This window comes from Gallaecimonas aegicerasi (assembly GCF_045291545.1).
Classification (GTDB): Bacteria; Pseudomonadota; Gammaproteobacteria; order Enterobacterales; family Gallaecimonadaceae; genus Gallaecimonas.
The window spans coordinates 2,654,214-2,673,387 of the sequence record NZ_CP149514.1 but is presented as its reverse complement, the minus strand read 5'-3'; the positions used below and the strand labels follow the sequence as shown (position 1 = coordinate 2,673,387).

The 19,174-nt window shown below is 57.2% G+C and carries 25 protein-coding genes; 11 read left to right on the top strand and 14 right to left on the bottom strand.

The genetic code is table 11. The features are described from left to right. Positions 1-2: 2 nt before the first annotated feature. Positions 3-431, bottom strand: a complete 429-nt coding sequence (locus WDB70_RS13140; protein WP_406665072.1) for a Spy/CpxP family protein refolding chaperone — start codon at positions 429-431, stop codon at positions 3-5. An 84-nt stretch (positions 432-515) separates the two neighbouring features. Between WDB70_RS13140 and trmL the strand changes: the two genes are divergently transcribed. Next, the gene (trmL, locus tag WDB70_RS13135) at positions 516-980 is read left to right on the top strand and encodes a tRNA (uridine(34)/cytosine(34)/5-carboxymethylaminomethyluridine(34)-2'-O)-methyltransferase TrmL (protein ID WP_406665070.1); all 465 of its coding nucleotides are present in this window, start codon (positions 516-518) and stop codon (positions 978-980) included. A 24-nt stretch (positions 981-1,004) separates the two neighbouring features. On the opposite strand, the gene gpsA is transcribed toward trmL, so the two are convergent. Genes gpsA through WDB70_RS13115 form a run of 4 tightly spaced genes read right to left on the bottom strand, consistent with a single transcriptional unit; the run spans position 1,005 to position 3,275 of the window. Then, positions 1,005-2,021, bottom strand: coding sequence for an NAD(P)H-dependent glycerol-3-phosphate dehydrogenase (gpsA, locus tag WDB70_RS13130; protein WP_406665069.1), 1,017 nt, complete (start codon positions 2,019-2,021; stop codon positions 1,005-1,007). Positions 2,022-2,037: 16 nt separating this feature from the next. After that, complete coding sequence (gene secB, locus WDB70_RS13125) at positions 2,038-2,529, bottom strand: protein-export chaperone SecB (RefSeq protein WP_406665067.1); 492 nt, start codon at positions 2,527-2,529, stop codon at positions 2,038-2,040. A 43-nt stretch (positions 2,530-2,572) separates the two neighbouring features. Next, positions 2,573-2,833: a glutaredoxin 3 gene (gene grxC, locus WDB70_RS13120; protein ID WP_406665065.1), complete on the bottom strand. Its 261-nt coding sequence runs from the start codon at positions 2,831-2,833 to the stop codon at positions 2,573-2,575. Between the two features lie 10 nt (positions 2,834-2,843). After that, positions 2,844-3,275, bottom strand: coding sequence for a rhodanese-like domain-containing protein (locus WDB70_RS13115; RefSeq protein WP_406665063.1), 432 nt, complete (start codon positions 3,273-3,275; stop codon positions 2,844-2,846). Between the two features lie 140 nt (positions 3,276-3,415). Between WDB70_RS13115 and gpmM the strand changes: the two genes are divergently transcribed. From gpmM to panM, 5 genes are read left to right on the top strand one after another with little or no spacing between them, the layout of a single operon-like run. Next, complete coding sequence (gene gpmM, locus WDB70_RS13110; RefSeq protein ID WP_406665061.1) at positions 3,416-4,942, top strand: 2,3-bisphosphoglycerate-independent phosphoglycerate mutase; 1,527 nt, start codon at positions 3,416-3,418, stop codon at positions 4,940-4,942. 35 nt (positions 4,943-4,977) lie between these two features. After that, positions 4,978-6,057: a murein hydrolase activator EnvC family protein gene (locus WDB70_RS13105; RefSeq protein ID WP_406665059.1), complete on the top strand. Its 1,080-nt coding sequence runs from the start codon at positions 4,978-4,980 to the stop codon at positions 6,055-6,057. A gap of 8 nt (positions 6,058-6,065) precedes the next feature. After that, positions 6,066-7,265 carry a S41 family peptidase gene (locus WDB70_RS13100; protein ID WP_406665057.1) on the top strand — a complete coding sequence of 400 codons (1,200 nt, stop codon included), beginning with the start codon at positions 6,066-6,068 and terminating at the stop codon, positions 7,263-7,265. Between the two features lie 9 nt (positions 7,266-7,274). Continuing rightward, complete coding sequence (locus WDB70_RS13095; RefSeq protein ID WP_406665055.1) at positions 7,275-8,006, top strand: divergent polysaccharide deacetylase family protein; 732 nt, start codon at positions 7,275-7,277, stop codon at positions 8,004-8,006. A 12-nt stretch (positions 8,007-8,018) separates the two neighbouring features. After that, positions 8,019-8,393 carry an aspartate 1-decarboxylase autocleavage activator PanM gene (gene panM, locus WDB70_RS13090; protein WP_406665053.1) on the top strand — a complete coding sequence of 125 codons (375 nt, stop codon included), beginning with the start codon at positions 8,019-8,021 and terminating at the stop codon, positions 8,391-8,393. A 37-nt stretch (positions 8,394-8,430) separates the two neighbouring features. Here panM and rpoH read toward each other — a convergent pair whose 3' ends face one another. The 4 genes from rpoH to ftsY form a co-directional block, all read right to left on the bottom strand. After that, positions 8,431-9,285, bottom strand: a complete 855-nt coding sequence (gene rpoH / locus WDB70_RS13085; RefSeq protein WP_406665051.1) for an RNA polymerase sigma factor RpoH — start codon at positions 9,283-9,285, stop codon at positions 8,431-8,433. A gap of 79 nt (positions 9,286-9,364) precedes the next feature. Next, positions 9,365-10,345, bottom strand: a complete 981-nt coding sequence (gene ftsX, locus WDB70_RS13080; protein ID WP_406665049.1) for a permease-like cell division protein FtsX — start codon at positions 10,343-10,345, stop codon at positions 9,365-9,367. After that, the gene (gene ftsE / locus WDB70_RS13075) at positions 10,342-11,016 is read right to left on the bottom strand and encodes a cell division ATP-binding protein FtsE (RefSeq protein ID WP_406665047.1); all 675 of its coding nucleotides are present in this window, start codon (positions 11,014-11,016) and stop codon (positions 10,342-10,344) included. The genes ftsX and ftsE overlap by 4 nt, the downstream gene beginning before the upstream one ends. Next, on the bottom strand, positions 11,013-12,473 hold the full coding sequence (gene ftsY, locus WDB70_RS13070; protein WP_406665045.1) for a signal recognition particle-docking protein FtsY: 1,461 nt from the start codon (positions 12,471-12,473) through the stop codon (positions 11,013-11,015). Before ftsY ends, ftsE begins: the two co-directional genes overlap by 4 nt. Positions 12,474-12,549: 76 nt before the next feature. Here ftsY and rsmD point away from each other — a divergent pair, with 76 nt between their 5' ends. Together rsmD and WDB70_RS13060 are read left to right on the top strand one after the other, a co-directional pair. Next, positions 12,550-13,125, top strand: coding sequence for a 16S rRNA (guanine(966)-N(2))-methyltransferase RsmD (rsmD, locus tag WDB70_RS13065; RefSeq protein ID WP_406665043.1), 576 nt, complete (start codon positions 12,550-12,552; stop codon positions 13,123-13,125). After that, a complete protein-coding gene (locus WDB70_RS13060) occupies positions 13,122-13,385 on the top strand; it encodes a DUF1145 domain-containing protein (RefSeq protein WP_406665041.1) in 264 nt (87 codons plus the stop codon). The genes rsmD and WDB70_RS13060 overlap by 4 nt, the downstream gene beginning before the upstream one ends. Here WDB70_RS13060 and WDB70_RS13055 read toward each other — a convergent pair. The 3 genes from WDB70_RS13055 to WDB70_RS13045 all read right to left on the bottom strand — a co-directional run bounded on the left by WDB70_RS13055 (position 13,373) and on the right by WDB70_RS13045 (position 14,887). Then, complete coding sequence (locus WDB70_RS13055) at positions 13,373-13,957, bottom strand: YhgN family NAAT transporter (protein ID WP_406665039.1); 585 nt, start codon at positions 13,955-13,957, stop codon at positions 13,373-13,375. The genes WDB70_RS13060 and WDB70_RS13055 overlap by 13 nt on opposite strands. Positions 13,958-14,052: 95 nt before the next feature. Beyond that, a complete protein-coding gene (locus WDB70_RS13050) occupies positions 14,053-14,625 on the bottom strand; it encodes a YjaG family protein (protein ID WP_406665037.1) in 573 nt (190 codons plus the stop codon). Positions 14,626-14,686: 61 nt separating this feature from the next. Continuing rightward, complete coding sequence (locus WDB70_RS13045) at positions 14,687-14,887, bottom strand: hypothetical protein (protein ID WP_406665035.1); 201 nt, start codon at positions 14,885-14,887, stop codon at positions 14,687-14,689. 123 nt (positions 14,888-15,010) lie between these two features. Here WDB70_RS13045 and WDB70_RS13040 point away from each other — a divergent pair, with 123 nt between their 5' ends. After that, complete coding sequence (locus WDB70_RS13040; protein WP_406665034.1) at positions 15,011-16,012, top strand: NAD(P)H-dependent flavin oxidoreductase; 1,002 nt, start codon at positions 15,011-15,013, stop codon at positions 16,010-16,012. On the opposite strand, the gene WDB70_RS13035 is transcribed toward WDB70_RS13040, so the two are convergent. Continuing rightward, positions 16,009-16,413, bottom strand: coding sequence for an HIT domain-containing protein (locus WDB70_RS13035; protein ID WP_406665032.1), 405 nt, complete (start codon positions 16,411-16,413; stop codon positions 16,009-16,011). The two genes, WDB70_RS13040 and WDB70_RS13035, sit on opposite strands and share 4 nt — an antisense overlap. A 65-nt stretch (positions 16,414-16,478) precedes the next feature. Here WDB70_RS13035 and rmuC point away from each other — a divergent pair, with 65 nt between their 5' ends. Next, positions 16,479-17,789, top strand: coding sequence for a DNA recombination protein RmuC (gene rmuC / locus WDB70_RS13030; RefSeq protein WP_406665030.1), 1,311 nt, complete (start codon positions 16,479-16,481; stop codon positions 17,787-17,789). 94 nt (positions 17,790-17,883) lie between these two features. Next, positions 17,884-18,093 (top strand): DUF1107 family protein, encoded by a 210-nt coding sequence (locus WDB70_RS13025; protein WP_406665028.1) that lies wholly within the window; start codon positions 17,884-17,886, stop codon positions 18,091-18,093. Here the strand turns inward: WDB70_RS13025 and epmA are convergent. Continuing rightward, positions 18,090-19,073, bottom strand: a complete 984-nt coding sequence (epmA, locus tag WDB70_RS13020) for an EF-P lysine aminoacylase EpmA (protein ID WP_406665026.1) — start codon at positions 19,071-19,073, stop codon at positions 18,090-18,092. The genes WDB70_RS13025 and epmA overlap by 4 nt on opposite strands. Positions 19,074-19,174 lie beyond the last annotated feature (101 nt).

The following is a 19,174-nucleotide window of genomic DNA, read 5'->3' as shown; positions in this document are numbered from 1 at the left end:
TATTAACGGCGGTGCATACGTCGCTTCATCATGTTGTTGAGTTTATCGCGTTGCTCGGGGCTTAGCACCTGAATTACGTCATGACCCAGTTTCAGGCGAGCAAGTTGCTGCTCAGTACGAGCCTGCAGTAGGTTACGGGCCTGGCCTTCATCAAAGGTGGGGGCATCCATCAGTGCTTTGAATTGTGCGCGCCGGGCTTGTGCCTGTTCCTTATTGAAGGGATAGATAACTTTGTAGGCATCCACTAACGCTTTGATTTGTGCCCGCTGTGTTTCGGTCAGTGCCAGCCGCTCAGCTACCCGCTCTTTGAGCAGCATCATGCCGGCAAAGCCGCCGTCCCGCGGCGGGTGTGGCGGGCGTTCGTTGGCTAACGTAGTTGCAGACAAACCCAGGCCGGTGATCAGGGCTAGTACGGGGAAAAAGCTTTTCATGGGGTAACTCCTGTGATTGACTTCGCTCTTACCATAGCCACTGCAATGCAAAGGGGCGTTAGGCCCCGGTAAAGAAGCGTAAAGATGCTCCATATTGTGCTCTACCAGCCGGAAATTCCGCCGAATACCGGCAACATCATTCGCCTGTGTGCCAACAACGGTTGCGCCCTGCACCTGATTAAACCGCTTGGTTTTGTCTGGGATGACAAGCGCCTGCGCCGGGCAGGCCTGGATTACAATGAATTTGCCTCGGTGCGCCAGCACGCCAGCCTGGAAGAGTGCCTGGCCAGTCTTGGCCAGCCACGGGTTTTTGCCTGTACGACCAAAGGCAGCCGGCCGCACAGTGAACCAACATACGCTGACGGTGATGTATTGCTGTTTGGCCCGGAAACCCGCGGCTTGCCGATGCCGGTTATCGACAGCCTGCCCGCGGCGCAGCGCATTCGCATTCCCATGCAAGCCAACTCCCGCAGCCTGAACCTGTCGAACGCGGTCGCTATCATCAGCTATGAAGCACTGCGACAGCTTGGTTATCCAGGCATGCACTAAAAAACCGGCCATCGGGCCGGTTTTTTATACCAGTGACTCGGATTTTCGTTCCCGAGCCAGGAGGTTGCGTGACGCCTCTTGCGGGTCCAGTCCTTCGTAGAGCACCGCGTAGATTTGCTCACAGATGGGCATTTCTACGCCTAGCCGCTGTGCCAGTGCGTAAACCTCTTTGGCATTGCGGTAGCCTTCTACCACCTGGCCGATGTCTGCCATGGCCTGCTCGGCACTTTTACCCTGCCCCAGCGCCAGTCCGAAACGGCGGTTACGGGACTGGTTGTCGGTACAGGTCAAAACCAGATCGCCAAGCCCAGACATACCCATGAAGGTAGCCGGGTCGGCGCCCAAGGCGGCGCCCAGCCGGGACAGTTCTACCAGCCCGCGGGTAATCAATGCCGTACGGGCATTGGCGCCAAACCCCAGGCCGTCAGCCATACCGGCGCCAATGGCGATAACGTTTTTGACTGCACCACCAAGCTGTACACCGATAAAATCGGGGTTAGCGTAGGTGCGTAGCCGCTTTTCACAGTGCAGCAAATCGGTCAGCCGCGCCATGAAGTCCTGATCGGTACTGGAGATGGAAATGGCTGTTGGTAACCCGGCCGCCAGCTCTTTGGCAAAGGTGGGGCCAGAGACAACCGCCAAGGGAATATCCGGGCCTAGTACCTGCCGGGCAGCGTCCTGTAGCAGTCGGCCGGTATCTGGTTCCAGGCCTTTGGTGGCCCAGGCCACTCTGGCATCCGGGCGAAGATGGGGCTGCATCTGTTGCAACACATCATCAAAGGCGTGCGAGGGCACCACCACCAGAATATCGCGGCAGGATGATACTGCTTTGGCCAGGTTGGGTTCCATCTGTAGCGTCTCAGGAAAGGCAATACCCTCCAGATAGCGCTTGTTCTGACGGTCTTTGGCCAGTTGTGCCAGATGTTCGGGGTTATGGCCCCAAAGCAGAGTGTGATGGCCGTTGCGTGCCAGAGAAATGGCGAGGGCGGTGCCATAAGACCCCGCCCCCAGTACGCAAATGGCCGGATTGTCGGCTGTCATGCGTTTGCTCTTTGGCTTAGGCCTGGCTTTCTTCAGCCGCTTGCGCCTCGGCAGCACGCTGCTGCACATATTGTGCGAACAGGGCGTCGAAGTTTACCGGTGCCAGGTTCAGAGCCGGGAAGGTGCCACGGTTGACCAGGTTGGAAACCGCTTCACGGGCATATGGGAACAGGATGTTCGGCGCGAAAGAACCCAGGGTGTGGGCCAGTTGCGGCTCGTCCATACCGGCAACGGTAAAGATACCGGCTTGCTGTACTTCGCACAGGAAGGCTGTTTCGTCGCCGTTTTTGGCGGTGACGGTCAGTGACAGCACCACTTCGTAGACTTCTTCGTCCAGCTTGTTGGAGCGGGTGTCCAGGTCCAGCTTCACTTCCGGGTTCCATTCTTTCTGGAAAACCGCCGGTGAGTTCGGGGTTTCGAAAGACATATCCTTGGCGTAAATGCGCTGGATGTGGAATTGCGGGGCGTTCTGTTCAGTTGCCTGGGCGTTGTTTTGTTCTTCAGCCATGATAAAACCTGTTAAGTATCAGTAATGTTGTTATGTCTAGCCGTCAGGCACCCACCAGGGCGTCCAGCTGGCCGTTTCTGATCAGCGCTTCAAGGTCACTACAACCACCGATGAGCTGATCATTGATCAAAATCTGCGGAACTGTGTAACTGGCACCGCCAGTCAGACTCAGCATCTGCTGCCGCCGTTCCATATCGTTATCGTTGCAGATTTCCTTGAACTGCAAGCCTCTGTCGGCCAGCAACATCTTGGCCCGTACACAGTAGGGGCAATAGTTTTTGGTGTAAACCACGATATCGGCCATCACCTGCTCCTTAGCCTTTGACGGGCATACCGGCATCTTGCCAGCCTTGCATGCCACCGGTCAGCACGTAGACCGCGTTGTAGCCGGCTTTATCAAGCTGGCTGGCGGCGACTTTGGCGCTCTGGCCGACATTGCACACAACGATGATGGGGTCGTCTTTGTGCTTTTCAAGGTTTTTTAAGTCGCCTTTGAGAATTTGTTCCCGTGAAACGTTCATGGCACCGGCAATGTGGTTTTTACGAAAGTCAGCACTGGCGCGGATATCAACCACAACGCTGTTGTCCTGATTCATCAGAAAGACGGCTTGTTGCGCGCTGACTGCCTTAACCTTGGAGGTGGCGCCTTGGATCAGTGACCACACTAGTAGCAGGAACAGTACAACCCAACCCCCCGTCAGGTAGGGATGATTGGCAAGGAAGGTCAGCAGTTCTGATGAATTCATGGATGTTTCCGGCACGTTTTTCAGGGGCCTTGAGTATACCCGTGTGGCCAGTCAATACCAGCCCTGGCGGCTGGTTTGTGATCAGTCTTTGTGTGTACACTAGGTACTGATGTAGTAAGGCTTAAAAGGTAAGTGAAACGATGGCTAAAAAACCGCTGGTGCTGATCATTCTGGATGGCTGGGGCTACCGGGAAAACCCGGATAACAACGCTATTTTGGCGGCCAATACCCCCAATCTCGATCGGCTCTGGGCCGACAAGCCTCACTCACTGATCTCCGGCTCCGGTTTGGATGTGGGGCTGCCGTCCGGGCAGATGGGTAACTCGGAGGTAGGCCACGTCAACTTAGGGGCAGGCCGGGTGGTTTATCAGGAGTTGACTCGCATTGGCAAAGACATCGCCGACGGCCACTTTTTTGATAACCCGGCCCTGGTCACTGCCGTAGACAAGGCGGTGGCGCAAGACAAAGCGGTTCATATCATGGGCTTGTTGTCTCCTGGTGGCGTGCACAGCCACGAAGATCATCTGCTGGCGATGCTGGAACTGGCGGCTCGCCGCGGCGCCAAAAAAGTCTATTTGCATGCCTTTCTTGATGGTCGTGACACACCACCGAAAAGCGCCTTGGCGTCAATTGAAGGTGTTGACAGCAAATGCGCCGAGCTGGGAGTAGGCCGCCTGGCCAGCCTGGTTGGCCGTTATTACGCCATGGACCGTGATAACCGCTGGGATCGGGTGCAAGCCGCCTATGACTTGCTGGCCGAAGGCAAGTCGGAATTTGCCGCTGCCACGGGCAGTGAGGGTCTTAATGCTGCTTATCATCGTGATGAAACCGATGAGTTTGTTAAGCCCACCCGCATCGGCGATACCGTGCCGATGCAAGATGGCGATGCCTTGATTTTCATGAACTTTCGGGCCGATCGGGCGCGCGAAATTACCCGCGCCTTTGTGAGCGACGATTTTTCCGGGTTTGATCGCGGCCGCCGCCCGGCCCTGTCAGATTTTGTCATGCTGACCCAGTACGCTGCCGATATCGATGCCGCCTGTGCCTATCCGCCGGAATCATTGGTCAATACACTGGGTGAGTGGCTGGCCAAACATGATAAAACCCAGCTGCGCATCTCCGAGACGGAGAAATACGCTCACGTTACCTTTTTCTTCAACGGTGGCACCGAACAGACTTTCCCTGGCGAAGACCGTATTTTGGTGCCGTCACCGCAGGTGGCAACCTACGACTTGCAGCCGGAAATGAACTCCACTGAGCTCACCGACAAGCTGGTCGATGCTATTCATTCTGGCCAGTACGACGCCATCATCTGTAATTACCCCAATGGCGACATGGTCGGCCACACCGGTATTTTTGCCGCTGCCGTCAAGGCCTGTGAAGCGGTTGACCACTGTATTGGCCGGGTTGTGACCGCGCTGGCGGAAGTGGGAGGCGAATGCTTGATCACCGCTGACCATGGCAACGCTGAACAGATGGCTGATCCTAGCTCCGGCCAGCCGCATACGGCTCACACCTCTGATCCGGTACCGCTGATTTATGTCGGCCGCCAGGCCCGGGCCGTGCAAGGTGGTGTGCTGTCTGACATTGCACCGACCATGCTGACGCTGATGGGCATGCCTGTGGCACCGGAAATGACCGGCAAACCCCTGTTCATCGTCGAATGACAGCCGGGCGGCGAACGCTGGTGATGATAGCGGCCATGTTGGCCGCTTTTGCCAGTTATGGCGCCAACGATAAAGACAAGCTCAAAAAGGTGGACTCACAGATCCGCCAGACCCGTGCTGTGCTGGTCAAACAAAAGGCCGAGCGCGATGCGGTGCAGACGCGCCTGCAAAAGCTCGATCAGGCTATTGGCCAACTGGCGCGTCAGCTCAATGATCTCAGTCAGCAGCGCCAACAGCAGCAACAACAGCGCCAACAGCTGCAAACTCAGATCAGCCAATTACAGGACAAAGCCAGACAGCAGCAGCAGATGCTGGCGCGGGAGCTGCGCGCTGCTTATGCCACCGGCCATGATGATTTCGTCAAGATGCTGCTGAACCTGCAGTCGGCCGGTGATATGGAACGGATGCTGGGGTATTACCAAATTCTCAGTGATAAACGCTTGCAGGCGCTCAAAGAGATCAAAGCTACGCGTGCCGAGCTGAGCAGCAGCCAGCAGCAGCTCAACAGTACCCTGGCGCAATTGGCCCAGCTGCAGCAGCAGGCCCAGGAGCGGCAGCAACGACTCAATGATCAGAAAGCCGAACGCCAGCAGACGGTGGACGAGCTGAACCGGCAAATCAAAAGTCGCTCCGGGCAGCTCGAGCAGCTACTGGCAGACAGACAGGCATTGGATAACCTGATCAAAGAAGCACAACGGCGGGCCAAACTGGCCAAAGGGCAAAGTACCTTAAAAGGTCAGCAGGGTAAGTTGCAGTGGCCGGTGCGGGGGCATGTTCAGCGCCTGTTTGGCCGGCACCGGGCGGCCGGTATTGATTGGAAAGGAGTGATCATTGATGCCAGTGAAGGCGCCAAAGTTCACGCCATTGCTGGCGGCACAGTGGTGTATGCCGACTGGGTGCGTGGCTTTGGCTTGCTGGTGGCAATACAGCACGGTGATGGCTATCTGAGTCTTTATGGCCAGAATCAGGCACTGCTGAAGAAGGTCGGCGATGAGGTTCGCCAAGGTGAAGCGATTGCGCTGGTGGGCCGCTCCGGAGGGCAAAGTGAACCCGGCCTATACTTTGAGATACGCCACCGCGGCCGGGCGGTGAATCCATCGACATGGTGTAGATAGGGGGCAGCATGAGGACAGGGGGCTGGTGGGGTGGCCTGGCTACCGGGTTGGCACTGAGTACCCTTGGCCTGGCAATGGCTGCACAGTATGACCAGTTACCATCGCCATCAACACTGTTAACGCAAACCCTGGCCCGGCTTGACCAATACTATGTTCAGCCGGTGGATAACGCCGCCCTTACTGATAAAGCGCTCAGCGCCATGGTGTCGTCGCTGGACCGTTACTCCCAGTATCTGCGCCCGGATGATATTCGCAGTCTGGAGGAGCTGGCCGATGGCCACTACGACGGATTGGGCCTGGAAGTGGCGTTTAAAGACAATAAACTCCTGATCACTCAGCCTTTGCCTGGCTCTCCGGCGGCGGTTGCCGGGCTGAAAAAGGGCGATGAAATTGTCAAGATTGATGGCCACCCTGTGGCCGGCGCCAGTTTGGAAAGCCTGGTCAAAGCCTTGCGCCATGGCGGTAAAGGGCAGGTGGAGTTGCAGGTGCGCCGGGGAGAACAGTTGCGCCACTGGACCCTAAGCCCGGGCCGGGTTGATGTGCCCTCTGTATCTGCCCAAGTACTGGACGGCCAGCGGTTATGGTTGCGTATCAGCCAGTTTCAAGACAGTACCGCCAGTGAGGTGCGGCGCAGTTTGCAGCAGTATCACCCACAACTGGCCATTCTGGATCTGCGCGGTAACCCTGGTGGGGTTTTGCAGTCAGCGGTGGCCGTGGCGGATCTGTTCCTGGATGCCGGCCCGATAGTCAGCACTCAAGGGCGCAGTGATGAGGCCAATCACCAGTATCTGGCTCACAGTGGTGACCCCTTTGAAAGGCTCCCTTTGCTGGTGTTACTGGATAAGCAATCTGCCTCGGCGGCCGAAATTCTGGCGGGCGCCCTGCAGGATAGGCACAGAGCACTGGTGCTGGGGCAGACCAGCTTTGGAAAAGGCACGGTACAAACCCTGATCCCCTTGGCGGGTGGGCAGCGAGCCTTGAAAATTACTACCGCGCGCTACCTGACGCCCAGTGGCCGGCTGATTGACGGTACTGGTATTATGCCGGATGTTGCCGCCGGTACGGTCTTGGCTGATGCCCGGCAGCGGTCATTACTGAAAAGCCATTACCCGCTGACCAGAGCTGCCGAGGTGGCCCGCGAAGGGCAATGGGCTGATGATGCCTTGCTCTGGGAAGCCATCAAACTGACAGAAAAACCATCTTCATAAGGGCTTGCTGTGCGCTACCTGCTGATATTGCTGCTAAGCAGCCTGCCTCTTGTGGCCAAGGCTGAGCCTAAACTGGCACTGATCATTGACGATTTAGGCTACAACCACCATGACCAGATCGTACTGTCGCTACCGCAGGCGGTGACGCTGAGCATTTTGCCCCATACCCCCTTTGGTGCGGCGCTGGCTGCCCGCGCCCGGCAACCGATAATGCTGCATTTGCCAATGCAACCAGAGGGCCACCCGGCACTGGAAAAGGGAACGCTGACAGAACAGCAAAGTCCTGCGCAGATGCAGCACATTCTTGATAGTGCTTTGGCCGATATCCCAGAAGCCCGTGGCGTTAACAACCATATGGGTTCACGCCTGACGCAGGATCGCCAGCGTATGAACTGGCTGATGACACAGCTGGCCCGGCGCCATCTCTACTTTGTTGACTCACGCACATCAGCGCAGTCGCAGGCGATGGCGGCGGCCATCGCCGCGGCGGTACCGGCTGTTGAGCGGCAGGTGTTTTTAGATAACACTCCGGCCAGTTTACCCAAGCAATGGCACCGTGCTTTGCGCCTGGCCCGTCAGCATGGCCAGGTGGTTGTCATTGCCCACCCGCACCCTTATACCCTGCGTTTTTTGCAAAAAGCTCTGACGCAGCTAAAAGGCATCGAACTGGTGCCGGTGACCGCGTTATTACCCGGCCAGCAGCTGGCCCGATCTGGTAAAATGGCGGCTCCCCGAGGCTGAGGACTGTAGGTTATGCGCTTAACCATTCACGCCAATCCCGCTGTCACTGCACAACTGACAACGGATCTCACCAAACTGTACGGCCAGCAACCAGACAATCTGCAGCAGCAGGGTTGGTTTGTGGCCACCTTTAATGACCGTCATATTGCCGCCCTTTTTTATGATGGCGAGGCATTGCAGCAACTGGCGGTGCGCCAGGAAACCCGCCGCCGTGGCGTCGGCCGCTACCTTTTGGAGCAGGCACTAAAAGTGTTAGCCGCCGATGGTGTGGCAACGGTCGTGGTACGCAAGGAAGATTACCCAGCTACCAGTGAGCCGGTGTTGGCAGCCTTTTTACAGGCCATGGCCTTTAACGATACAAAAAAGGGTTGGCAGCGGTCGCTGTAATATCAAAAAAGCCGGCTGCAGCCGGCTTTTTGTTTGGTCAGTGCACCATGGCATTTTTCAATTTGCCGAGGGCGCTTTTTTCTAACTGCCTGACCCGTTCGGCTGATACACCGTACTTGTCGGCCAGTTCCTGCAAGGTGGTTTTATTGTCGTCCAGCCAGCGGCATTGCAAGATATCGCGGCTCCGCTCGTCCAGTGTAGCCAGTGCCCGGCCCAGACGCGCATGGGCGTTTTGCTGCCACTGTGCTTCCTCAACCTGTACCGCGACATCCGAGGATTTATCCTCCAGGAAATGGACGGGAGCAAAGCTGTGCTCATCGTCGTCATCGCTGGCCAGATCAAAGGCCTGATCCGGGGAACTCAGCCGGGCTTCCATATCACGCACATCTTGCTGGCTGACACCCAGCTCCTCGGCCACCATGGCCACTTCATCTTGGCTGAACCAACCCAGACGTTTCTTCTTGGAACGCAAGTTAAAGAACAGTTTGCGTTGTGCTTTGGTGGTGGCAATTTTGACAATGCGCCAGTTTTTCAGCACATATTCGTGAATTTCTGCCTTGATCCAATGCACCGCAAAAGACACCAACCGCACCCCGACCGTCGGGTCAAAGCGTTTAACCGCTTTCATCAGGCCGATATTGCCTTCCTGGATCAGATCCGCCTGTGGCAGGCCATAGCCGGAATAGCTACGTGCTACATGCACAACAAAGCGCAGGTGTGACATGATCAGCTGCTTGGCGGCCTGCAGATCGCCGTCCTGTTGCAGGCGGGTGGCCAGATCACGCTCCTGCTCGGCGGTCAGCATTGCAATGCTGTTCACCGAGTGAACGTAGGCCTCCAGGCTGCCGCTGGACGGTACTGTTAACGCCATGGATTGCAGATGGTCGCTCATCTCACTCCCTCAAAAAACATGATGTCAGTCACAAAACTTGACAATATGAGTCCCACTCTAAGAAAAAGTTCCGGCCGAATCAAGCAGGTTCCATCGCCTTTAGATGCCGCCAAACGGCCAGGTAGGCGCCACTGAGACCCAGCAGCACTGACAACGCCAGCACCGCCAGCATGTCGCCGCCGCTGAGGCTGGCCAGAGTGAACTCGCTGCCATACAAATCCATTAACTGGGCGACGCTACTTTCAAGCCACATCACCCCGAGGCTGACCAGCAGCAAGGCCAGTACGCCGGCGGCTAGGCCATACCAGAAGCCGGTATAAAGAAAGGGGCGGCGCACAAAGGCATCGGTAGCGCCAACCATCTTCATGACACTGATGGACTCGCGGCGGTGTTCAATCATCAAGCGAATGGTATTGCCGACCACCAGTACCATGGTGATCAGTAGCAACACCGCCACTAATGTAACGCCATCACGACCCACCGTGACCAGTGCCCTGAGCCGTTTAAGCCAGTCTACATCGAGGCGCCCTTGTGCCACCTCCCGTTCCTGAGAGAGCTTGTCCATGAGCCGTTTGGCTGCTTCCGGACCACTGTTGCGCTCGGTCGGGGTTACGACAATGACATTGGGCAGCGGATTGTTGTCCAGATAATCCAGAGCCTGGCCAAAGCCGCCCTTTTGCCGAAATTCACTCAGGGCTTCGTCACGGGTAATCAATTTGGCCTTGGCCACTTCCGGATACAGGCCGATGCGGGTTGTGGCTTTGGCGGCGTCGTCGTCTGACACTGAATCCTTGAGAAACAGGCTGATCTGAGCGGCCTGGTGGAATTGGCCGGAGACCGCCTCAACATTTTTCAGCAACACATAAAATGTTGCCGGCAGGGTGAGGGAAAATCCCAGCACCGCTACTGTTAACAGGCTGGCCATGGGGCTGTGCCAGAGCTCGCCAAGGCTGCTGGTGGCTTGTTGCAGGTGGCGCACAAAGTACATCAGCAAACGGCTCATCAGCCCTGGCCGGGCAGCACTGGGGCGCTGCTCACGGTTTTCAAACAGCAGGCTCATAGCGTCTCTCCCAGTGAATCGCTGAGCATTCGCCCTTCTTTAAGAGTCAGTGTGGGGTGGCGCATGCGGGCAATTAGCCCCAGATCGTGGGTGGCGACCAGCACACTGATGCCCAGGCTGTTGAGGTCTTCAAAGAGCCGGAAGATGTCCATCGACAGTTTCGGGTCCAGGTTACCGGTGGGTTCATCCGCCAGCAGCAGCGGCGGCTTATTAACCACGGCGCGGGCGATGCCGACGCGCTGTTGTTCACCGCCGGAAAGCTGGATTGGGTAGCAACGGGCTTTATCGCCCAGATGTACCCAGTCCAGCGCGGTTTGTACCCGCTTGCGGATCTCGCCGCTGGTAAAGCCGGCAATGATTAATGGCAGAGCCACGTTTTCATAAACGGTGCGGTCCATCAGTAGCCGGTGATCCTGAAAAATAATGCCGATGTCGCGGCGCAGGTAAGGCACCTGCCCGGCTTTCAGGCGGGTAATATCATGGCCGTTGATATAGACCTTGCCGGCTGATGGCCGCTCCTGCAGGGTGATCAGTCTGAGCAGGGTACTTTTACCGGCGCCACTGTGGCCAGTCAGAAAGGCCATCTCCCCCTTGCCCAGGTGGAAACTGACATTCTGTAGTGCCTGGGCGCCACCGGCGTAGGCTTTGGATACCTGCTCAAAGCGGATCATGTGTCCTCGGTTGCAAACAGCGCATTGATAAAGTCTTCGGCATTGAAGGTGCGCAAGTCCTCCAAATTTTCGCCGACGCCAATGTAGCGGATAGGAATACCAAACTTGTCGGCAATGGCAAAGATCACTCCGCCTTTGGCGGTGCCATCAAGCTTGGTCAGGGTGATCCCGGTCAGGCCCACCGCTTCGCTAAACAGCTTGGCCTGGCTGAGTGCGTTCTGGCCAGTGCCGGCATCCAGAGTCAGCATGACTTCATGGGGAGCTTCCGGGTCGAGTTTTTTCATCACCCGGACGATTTTTTTCAGCTCTTCCATCAGGTGTGCTTTGTTTTGCAGTCGCCCGGCAGTATCGGCAATCAGCACATCGACATTACGTGCCTGAGCGGCCTGCAGTGCGTCAAAGACCACCGACGCCGAATCGGCCCCGGTGTGTTGAGCAATCACCGGAATGTTGTTGCGCTCACCCCAGACCTGCAGTTGCTCGACCGCAGCGGCACGGAAAGTGTCACCGGCGGCCAGCATCACCGACTTGCCCTGTTCTTTGAATTGCCGGGCCAGCTTGCCGATGGTGGTGGTTTTACCAACGCCATTCACACCGACCATCAGGATTACGTGCGGCTTGCGAGTCAGCTCCAGTGGCTGGCAAACCGGCTCTAACAGCCCCTGCATTTCTTGCTTCAATAGCCCGAACAAGGCTTCTCCGTCTTTGAGCTGGCCCAGTTTGGCTTGTTTGGTTAGCCGGTCAATCAGCCGGGTGGTGGTTTCCACCCCGACATCGGCTAACAGCAGCTGGGTTTCCAGCTCTTCAAAAAGCTCGTCATCAATTTTCTTGCCGCGGAACAAGGCAAAAAAACCGGCACCGATGTTTTCGCGGGTACGGCGCAGGCCCAGGGTCAGGCGCCGGAAAAAGCCGGGTTTTTCACGGCCGGCGTGGGCTTTGGCGGCCAATGTGGCTAAATCGGCCTGTTGCTCTGGTGTTTCGCTATCGGTCACGGCAGCATCGGACTCGACGGACTCGACGGACTCGACGGACTCGACGGACTCGACGGACTCGACGGACTCGACGGACTCGACGGACTCGACGGACTCGACGGACTCGACGGACTCGACGGACTCGACGGACTCGACGGACTCGACGGACTCGACGGACTCGACGGACTCGACGGACTCGACGGACTCGACGGACTCGACGGACTCGACGGACTCGACGGACTCGACGGACTCGACGGACTCGACGGACTCGACGGACTCGACGGACTCATCAGATTCCACAGACGCTGTGCCAGCAGTACTATCGGGCGCTGTGGTGGCGGTAGCTAGCGCCTCGTCAGCGTTAGCAACCGGCGCGGTTTGGGAGTCAATATCAGGGTTAACGGCGGGTTGTTGTTCGTCCTTGGCTGGCTCGGTGGTACTGGAGCCCAAACCAAGCCAGGAAAGAAAACCTTTCTTTTTGCTCATGGCAATCTGCTGTCCGGCGGCTAGAATAGCGGCATTTTCAAAAGCGCTAGTCTAACGCGGAGGCAGGCACATCGCCATGGCAGCAAAAGGCAACAATGGGCAAATCCGTTTGATCGCCGGTCAGTTCCGGGGCCGCAAGCTGCCCGTACAGGATCTGACCGGACTCCGGCCCACTACCGACCGGGTGCGTGAAACCCTGTTCAACTGGTTACAGGGCCATCTTCAGGGAGCCCAGGTGTTGGATTGCTTTGCTGGCGCCGGGGCGCTGGGTTTTGAAGCCTTGTCTCGCTATGCCGCAGCATTGGTGCTGGTAGAAAAAGAACACAGGGTGACCCAGCAGCTCACCGCCAATCTTGAACGCCTACAGGCACAAGCCGAGGTGATTCAGGCTGATGCTTTACAATGGCTGCAAAAAGCACCTGCCCGGGCTATGGACGTCGTGTTTGTCGACCCCCCTTTTGGGCAGCAGCTGGCGGCCCCGGCATTAGCCTTACTGGAACAACAAGGCTGGCTGGCGGATGATGCCTTTATTTACGTAGAAACAGAGCAAGGGCTGGCGCTGACCGTGCCGGGTAACTGGCGGCTCCATCGCCAGCTTAATGCAGGCCAGGTGCAGGCCCGGCTTTATCAACGACAAGAGAGTAGTTCATGAACCTGATCCGCCGCTTACTGATGTTGGCCATTTGGAGCCTGTGTCTGTTTAACCTGTTTCACCCTTTACAGGCGCCCCTGCAAAACCTGTTGTACATCGCCACCGGCATACTGCTGGTATTGCATGGCTGGATGGTGCTGATGTTTTCAAAGGTATTGCAGCTTGATACCCGCGCCAAGTTGGATATTTTCATTTTTGGCTCCATCGCCGCCACCGCGCTGCGTGACAAGGTATTGCAAAAACAAAGTCAGGCAAAGTAGTGGGCGATGCCGTCCAGGAACATTTGTACTGAGATCATTACCAAAATCATGCCCATCAGGCGTTCCATGGCGACCAGGCCGCGTTCGCCCATGATTTTCATCAGTAGCTCTGAAAACAGCAAAATGACTGCATTAACGGCCCAGGCACCTACCAGTGCCAGGGTCAGCATGCCCATTTGCTGCGGAGCCTGATTGGACATCAAAATTAACGAAGCGAGGATCGACGGCCCGGCCATCAAGGGAATGGCCATAGGCACCAGAAAGGGCTCTTCGCCAACCGCCAGGCCGGTAACGCCACCTGGGCTGGGAAAAATCATCTTGATGGCAATCAAAAACAGAATGATGGCGCCGGCAATGGATACCGATTCCTGCCTCAGGCCGAGGAAGTGCAGCACGGCGTCGCCGCCGAAGAGAAAAATCAGCATGATGCCCAGTGCCAGCAATAGTTCGCGCACCAGAATAATACGGCGCCGTTTGGGGGGCAGGTGTTTGAGAATAGAGATAAACACCGGCATGTTGCCCAGTGGGTCCATGATCAAAAACAAGGTGACAGCAGCAGCAAAGTAATCCATGGCAAACTGGCCTGACAGACAAAACACCTGGGGGCATGGTAAACGAAGGGGCGCATAATTGCGCCCCTACTGCTATCAATGCGACATGGGCCACATTATGCGTCGTCCAGGGCAATGCCGAGATTCGATACGCCTTCGTTACGGCCCAGCTGCTGTACGGCTTTGAGTTGCTCTGGTGTCAGTGGCTCACTGACGGCGGCTAGCAAGGCATCCTGAAAATCTCTTTCCTGCTGCCACAATTCCAGCTGATCAAGCTGGGCGTAATCCAGCGCCTGTTCGGCCTGAGTGTTGAGGAAAAACTGCACTGACCCACGAGACAAGCGGCTGATATCCAGCGCGGGCTGTTCATCTTTATCCTGCATGGCGGCCAGTATCGTCATTACTGCCAGGTAGCTGTCTAAAGCCGGGTAAGCCCCGAAAAAGTCGTACTGCTCTGGCTCCGGCTCCAACTCCGCAAGCTTCAGTTGCTGCTTTTCGAAGCTGATTTTTGCCTTCGGATTGAGCAGTTTTTCCCAGACGGTGTCCAAGGCGGACTTCACGGCCAGGCCTGCTTCGGGCTGGTCTGTTATCTCGGCAAACAGCAAAAAGTTGGGTAACATCCGCTGCGCCAGGGCGGCAGCAAAGGCGCGTTGGGCCAGCAGCGGCAGTGTTGAAAGCGGTTTTTCCATGGGCGACGTCGGTTGTGATTAACGCCGCCCAGTGTAGCGCCATAGGCGCTTGCTGTCGCCCTTACAGCGGCTTGTCGTGGCGCCATAAATGGCGGTAGCCAAACCAGCCCAGCGATACCGTAAACACCAAGGCTACCGGCAGGCGCAACCAGGTGGCAGGCCAGTCGGGTAACAGCGTGACCACCAGCAGCGAAAAGCTCAGGGTCAACAGAGCCAGAGATTCAAAGTAGCCCAGTTTCAGTGCATTAAGAGCGCGTAACATAAGACCTCCTTATTTGACTGTGGCTATTATCTGCCGCTGTGGGCGGTGTTTTTTTGCGCTAGCGCAAAGGCTGGCCATCCTCTGTCACAAACTTGTATGGTGAACTTGTATTGATGGAGCCTGATGATGTTGCCGTGCCGTTATCCTCTTATTCAAGCGCCCATGGCCGGTGGTGCCACCACAGTAAATCTGGTGGCAGCAGTGTGTCGTGCTGGTGGTCTGGGCAGCCTTGGCGCTGGCTATTTGCCTGCAAGTGCTATTAGCGAGGCGGTTGCGGCTATTCGGGCTCGTTGCGACGGGCCTTTTGCTATCAATCTCTTCATTCAGGGTAAGCCGCCAGCGCCATGCCCGGCGGCTTCGGATGCATTGCAGTGGGCACAACGCCAGCTCAATGTGCAAGGCGCATCAGCCGTGCCAGCGGTTGATTTTGACGCCCAGTTTGCTGCGGTGTTGGCGGCTCGGCCGGCGGTATTTTCCTTCACCTTTGGCCGCTTGGCTAAGCCCTATCTGAGTGCCCTGAAAAGTGCCGGTATCTGCGTGATGGGTACCGCCACCAACCACGATGAAGCCAGGCAGCTGGTCAGTGATGGTGTAGACGCAGTGGTGTTACAGGGCAGTGAAGCTGGCGGCCACCGGGGCAGTACTAGCGCTGAAGGGCTGGCCGCCTGCTTACCCTTGGCTGATGTATGGCAGCAGTGCCAGTCGTTGCCCTGCCCACTGATTGTGGCCGGCGCTATCAGCACAGGGCAGCAGTGGCGGTACTGGTTGGATAAGGGGGCCGCTGCTGTACAGATGGGCACGGCCTTCTTGTTTTGTGACGAAGCCGGGATCAGTAGCAGTTATCGGCAGGCCCTGCTGGCCGGTGAGCGGGACACCGCTCTTACCCGCGCCTTTTCCGGGCGGCTCGCCCGTGGTTTGAACAACCACTTCATGCGTCAGCAGGAAAGTGCCGTCATAGCGGACTACCCATTACAAAATGCACTGACCCAACCATTGCGCCAAGCTGCTGCCCAGCAAGGTAATCCGGAGTTTCAATCGCTGTGGGCAGGTACCGGCTATCGTCAGTGCCGGGCGCTATCAGCACCCAGGCTGATGGCAACACTGGTTGCTGAAGCAGGTCTCTAGAGACCCAGGGCCGCTTGCAGCGCGCTGATGCGGGTTTGCGCTTCGGGCGCCGGTAACGGCTTTGCTGCTTGTGCGCCCCAGACCGGTGCCGGCCAGGCGCCATCATGGCGAAAGCGCACAATATGGTGCAGGTGCAGCTGTGGCACCATATTACCCAAAGCCGCCACATTGAGCTTATCACCCTGAAACTGTGCCATCAGTGCGCGCGACAGGGTCGCAGACTCTTGCCAAAGTTGCTGCTGGTCAGCGTCGCTGAGCTGATATATCTCACTGATATCCGGGCGTCGTGGCACCAGTAAAAACCACGGGTAGTTGCCGTCTTTGCTCATCAACAGCCGGCTCAGTGGCAGCTCTCCTACCAAGAAGGTGTCAGCGGCCAGTTGGGGGTGTAGTTGGAACATGGGTACACTAATCTCATTTGCGTTGCCGCCAGCATAGCAGGCGGTGTTACCGACAAGGAATGCTGATGGCTCCTTTGTATCTGTGGGCGGCGGCACCAGCGGCGCTGCTGTTATTGCTGTTGCTGACGTTGTTATGGCGTCATTATCGTCAGGCATTGCAACTGAGTGCGCTGCAAAGCCAGTTGACTGTGCAAGCTGAGCAATTCGCGGAGCTGCAAAATGAGCGTGACGCCCAGACCGACACCATCGCAGAGCTGCGCCAGCAACTGGCTGGCAAAGCCGAGCAAGCCCGTGAGCTGGCGGTTCGCTTAGAAGAAAGTAACAAGGCCCACCAGGACAAGCTGGCTACGCTGGAACAGGCCGAACAGCGGCTTTCTGAGCAGTTCCAGAACCTGGCTCAGCGTATTTTTGAGCAAAAATCCGAGCATTTTCAGCGCCAGAGTAACGAGAGCCTGCAACACATCCTGACGCCCCTGCGCCAGCAATTGGGCGACTTTCACAAAAAAGTCGACAGTGTTTATGACAGCGAGCGCTTGCAGCGCCAGGGGCTGTTGCATGAACTGCAATCACTCAAAGAACTCAACCGGCAGATGACGGAGGAAGCTCATAACCTGACCCGGGCCCTCAAAGGCGATAAAAAACTACAGGGTAACTGGGGGGAAATGGTACTGGCGCGGGTACTGGAAGAGTCCGGGTTGCGCCAGGGCCATGAGTTTGAAACCCAGGTCAACCTGCGTGATGACAACAATGAACGCTTTATTCCTGATGTGGTAGTTCATCTGCCGGACGGTAAAGACATCATTGTTGATGCCAAGGTGTCGCTGGTGGGTTATGAGCGCTATGTAGCGGCCACCGACGACGCCGAACGGGCTCTGGCGCTGCGCAGTCATGTGCAGGCACTGCGCCAGCATATCCGTGGCCTTGGCAGTAAGGATTATGAGCGCCTCAAAGGCCTTAATAGCCTCGACTATGTACTGATGTTTGTGCCCATTGAAAGCGCTTTTTTTGCTGCCATGGAGGCCGACCCAGCCCTGTTCACCGATGCCCTGGCCAAGAACATCATGATAGTCAGCCCAACCAACCTGCTGGTGGTGTTGCGTACTATCCGTCGGGTCTGGAGCTATGAGCAGCAGTCACAAAATGCCCAGGAAATCGCCAGCCGGGCGGCGGCACTGTATGACAAGTTTGTCGGTTTTGTGGAAGAACTGGAAAAAGTCGGCAGCGCTATCGATAACAGCCAAAAGCGTTACCAAGAGGCCTACAGCAAGTTGGCCAGTGGCCGTGGCAACCTGGTACGGCAAACCGAGATGCTGCTGGAACTGGGGGTGGAAAGCAAAAAGCAACTACCGGAGGCACTGCGGCAAAAAGCACAATAAAAGACGAACTTTTCATGAGTTCGGCAGTCTATTCCAGCACTGTGTGACAGGGCACCGCTGGTGCGGTGCCTGATGGCCATAACTGGATTTGAGCATGCGCAAATTCCCCCAGTACCATGCCCGGCAGATTGCCAAACACGTTGCCACCTTCTTTGAAGGGGTGATCTGGATTGAAACCATCGGCGCCTTTCGGTTCAGTGAAGGGCGGTTGCTGCCACCGGCCAAGCCAACCCCCCAGAAGCGCCGTGTGGTCACGGAAGTGAACCGCATGTTGGGCAACTTGCGCGGCCCGGATGTGGCTTAAGCCCGGGCCAGGCTGAACGGCATGACCTGGCGAATATCGCTGGCCTGCAATATCACCATCAGTAATCTGTCCACCCCCAGTGCCACCCCGGCGCACTCCGGTAGCCCCGAGCGCAGCGCCTCGACCAGGCGCAGATCCGGATTATTCACCGGCTTGCCCTGTTGTTGCCGGGCTTGTGCCTCAGAATGCAGCCGGTGCTGCTGCTCATCGGCATCGGTCAGTTCGTGATAGCCATTGGCCAGCTCAACACCGTCAATGAACACTTCAAAGCGCCGGGCAACCGGGTGGCCGAAGGCATCGACATCGGTGCGGGCCAGGGCCGCCTGGCTGGCAGGGTAATCATAGAGAAAGGTCACGCTGCCGTGGGCGCCCAAACCGGGCTCGATCACCATACTCAGCAGCAGGTTCAGCAAGGTGTCCCGGTCGGTTTCGTGAGCGCCATAATGGCAATGTTGCTGGGCCAGTTGCTGCAAGGTGGCCAGTGATGCTGTGTGGGGGTTGACTGCCAGGGCCTGCTCGAAAGCCCCCAGGTAGCTGAGCTTGTGCATGTTGGCGGCGGGCAAGCCGGCAACGGCGGTCAGCAGGGCGGCAACTTCATCCATTAGCTGCTGGTGGTCATAACCCAGCCGATACCATTCGAGCATGCAAAATTCGCTATTATGGCGTCGGCCTGCTTCTTCGTTACGGAACACTTTCCCGAGCTGGTAGATGCAGCCGCTGCCGGCGGCCAGCAGCCTTTTCATGGCAAATTCCGGCGAGGTCTGCAAATACAGCGTCAGGCCGTTTGGTGCCAGCGGCCCCTGATACTGGCTGGTCATTACCTCAATGTGCAGATCAGCAATACTGCCCTGAGACAGCATTGGGGTATCGACTTCCAGCACCTGCCGGGCGGCAAAAAAAGCGCGAATGTCAGCGAACAGCTGGGCGCGGTGTTTCAGGGTGGCGATGGTGCAATCAGGCTGCCAGTTCGGTTCTATCATGAGATCTCCTTGCGCTGGCGCAGCATAGCGGATGCCGACCTGTGCCGGTAGTGCTCAGCGGCGGGATAAATTCGTAGCGGTACTGTGGCCGGGCCGGTGCT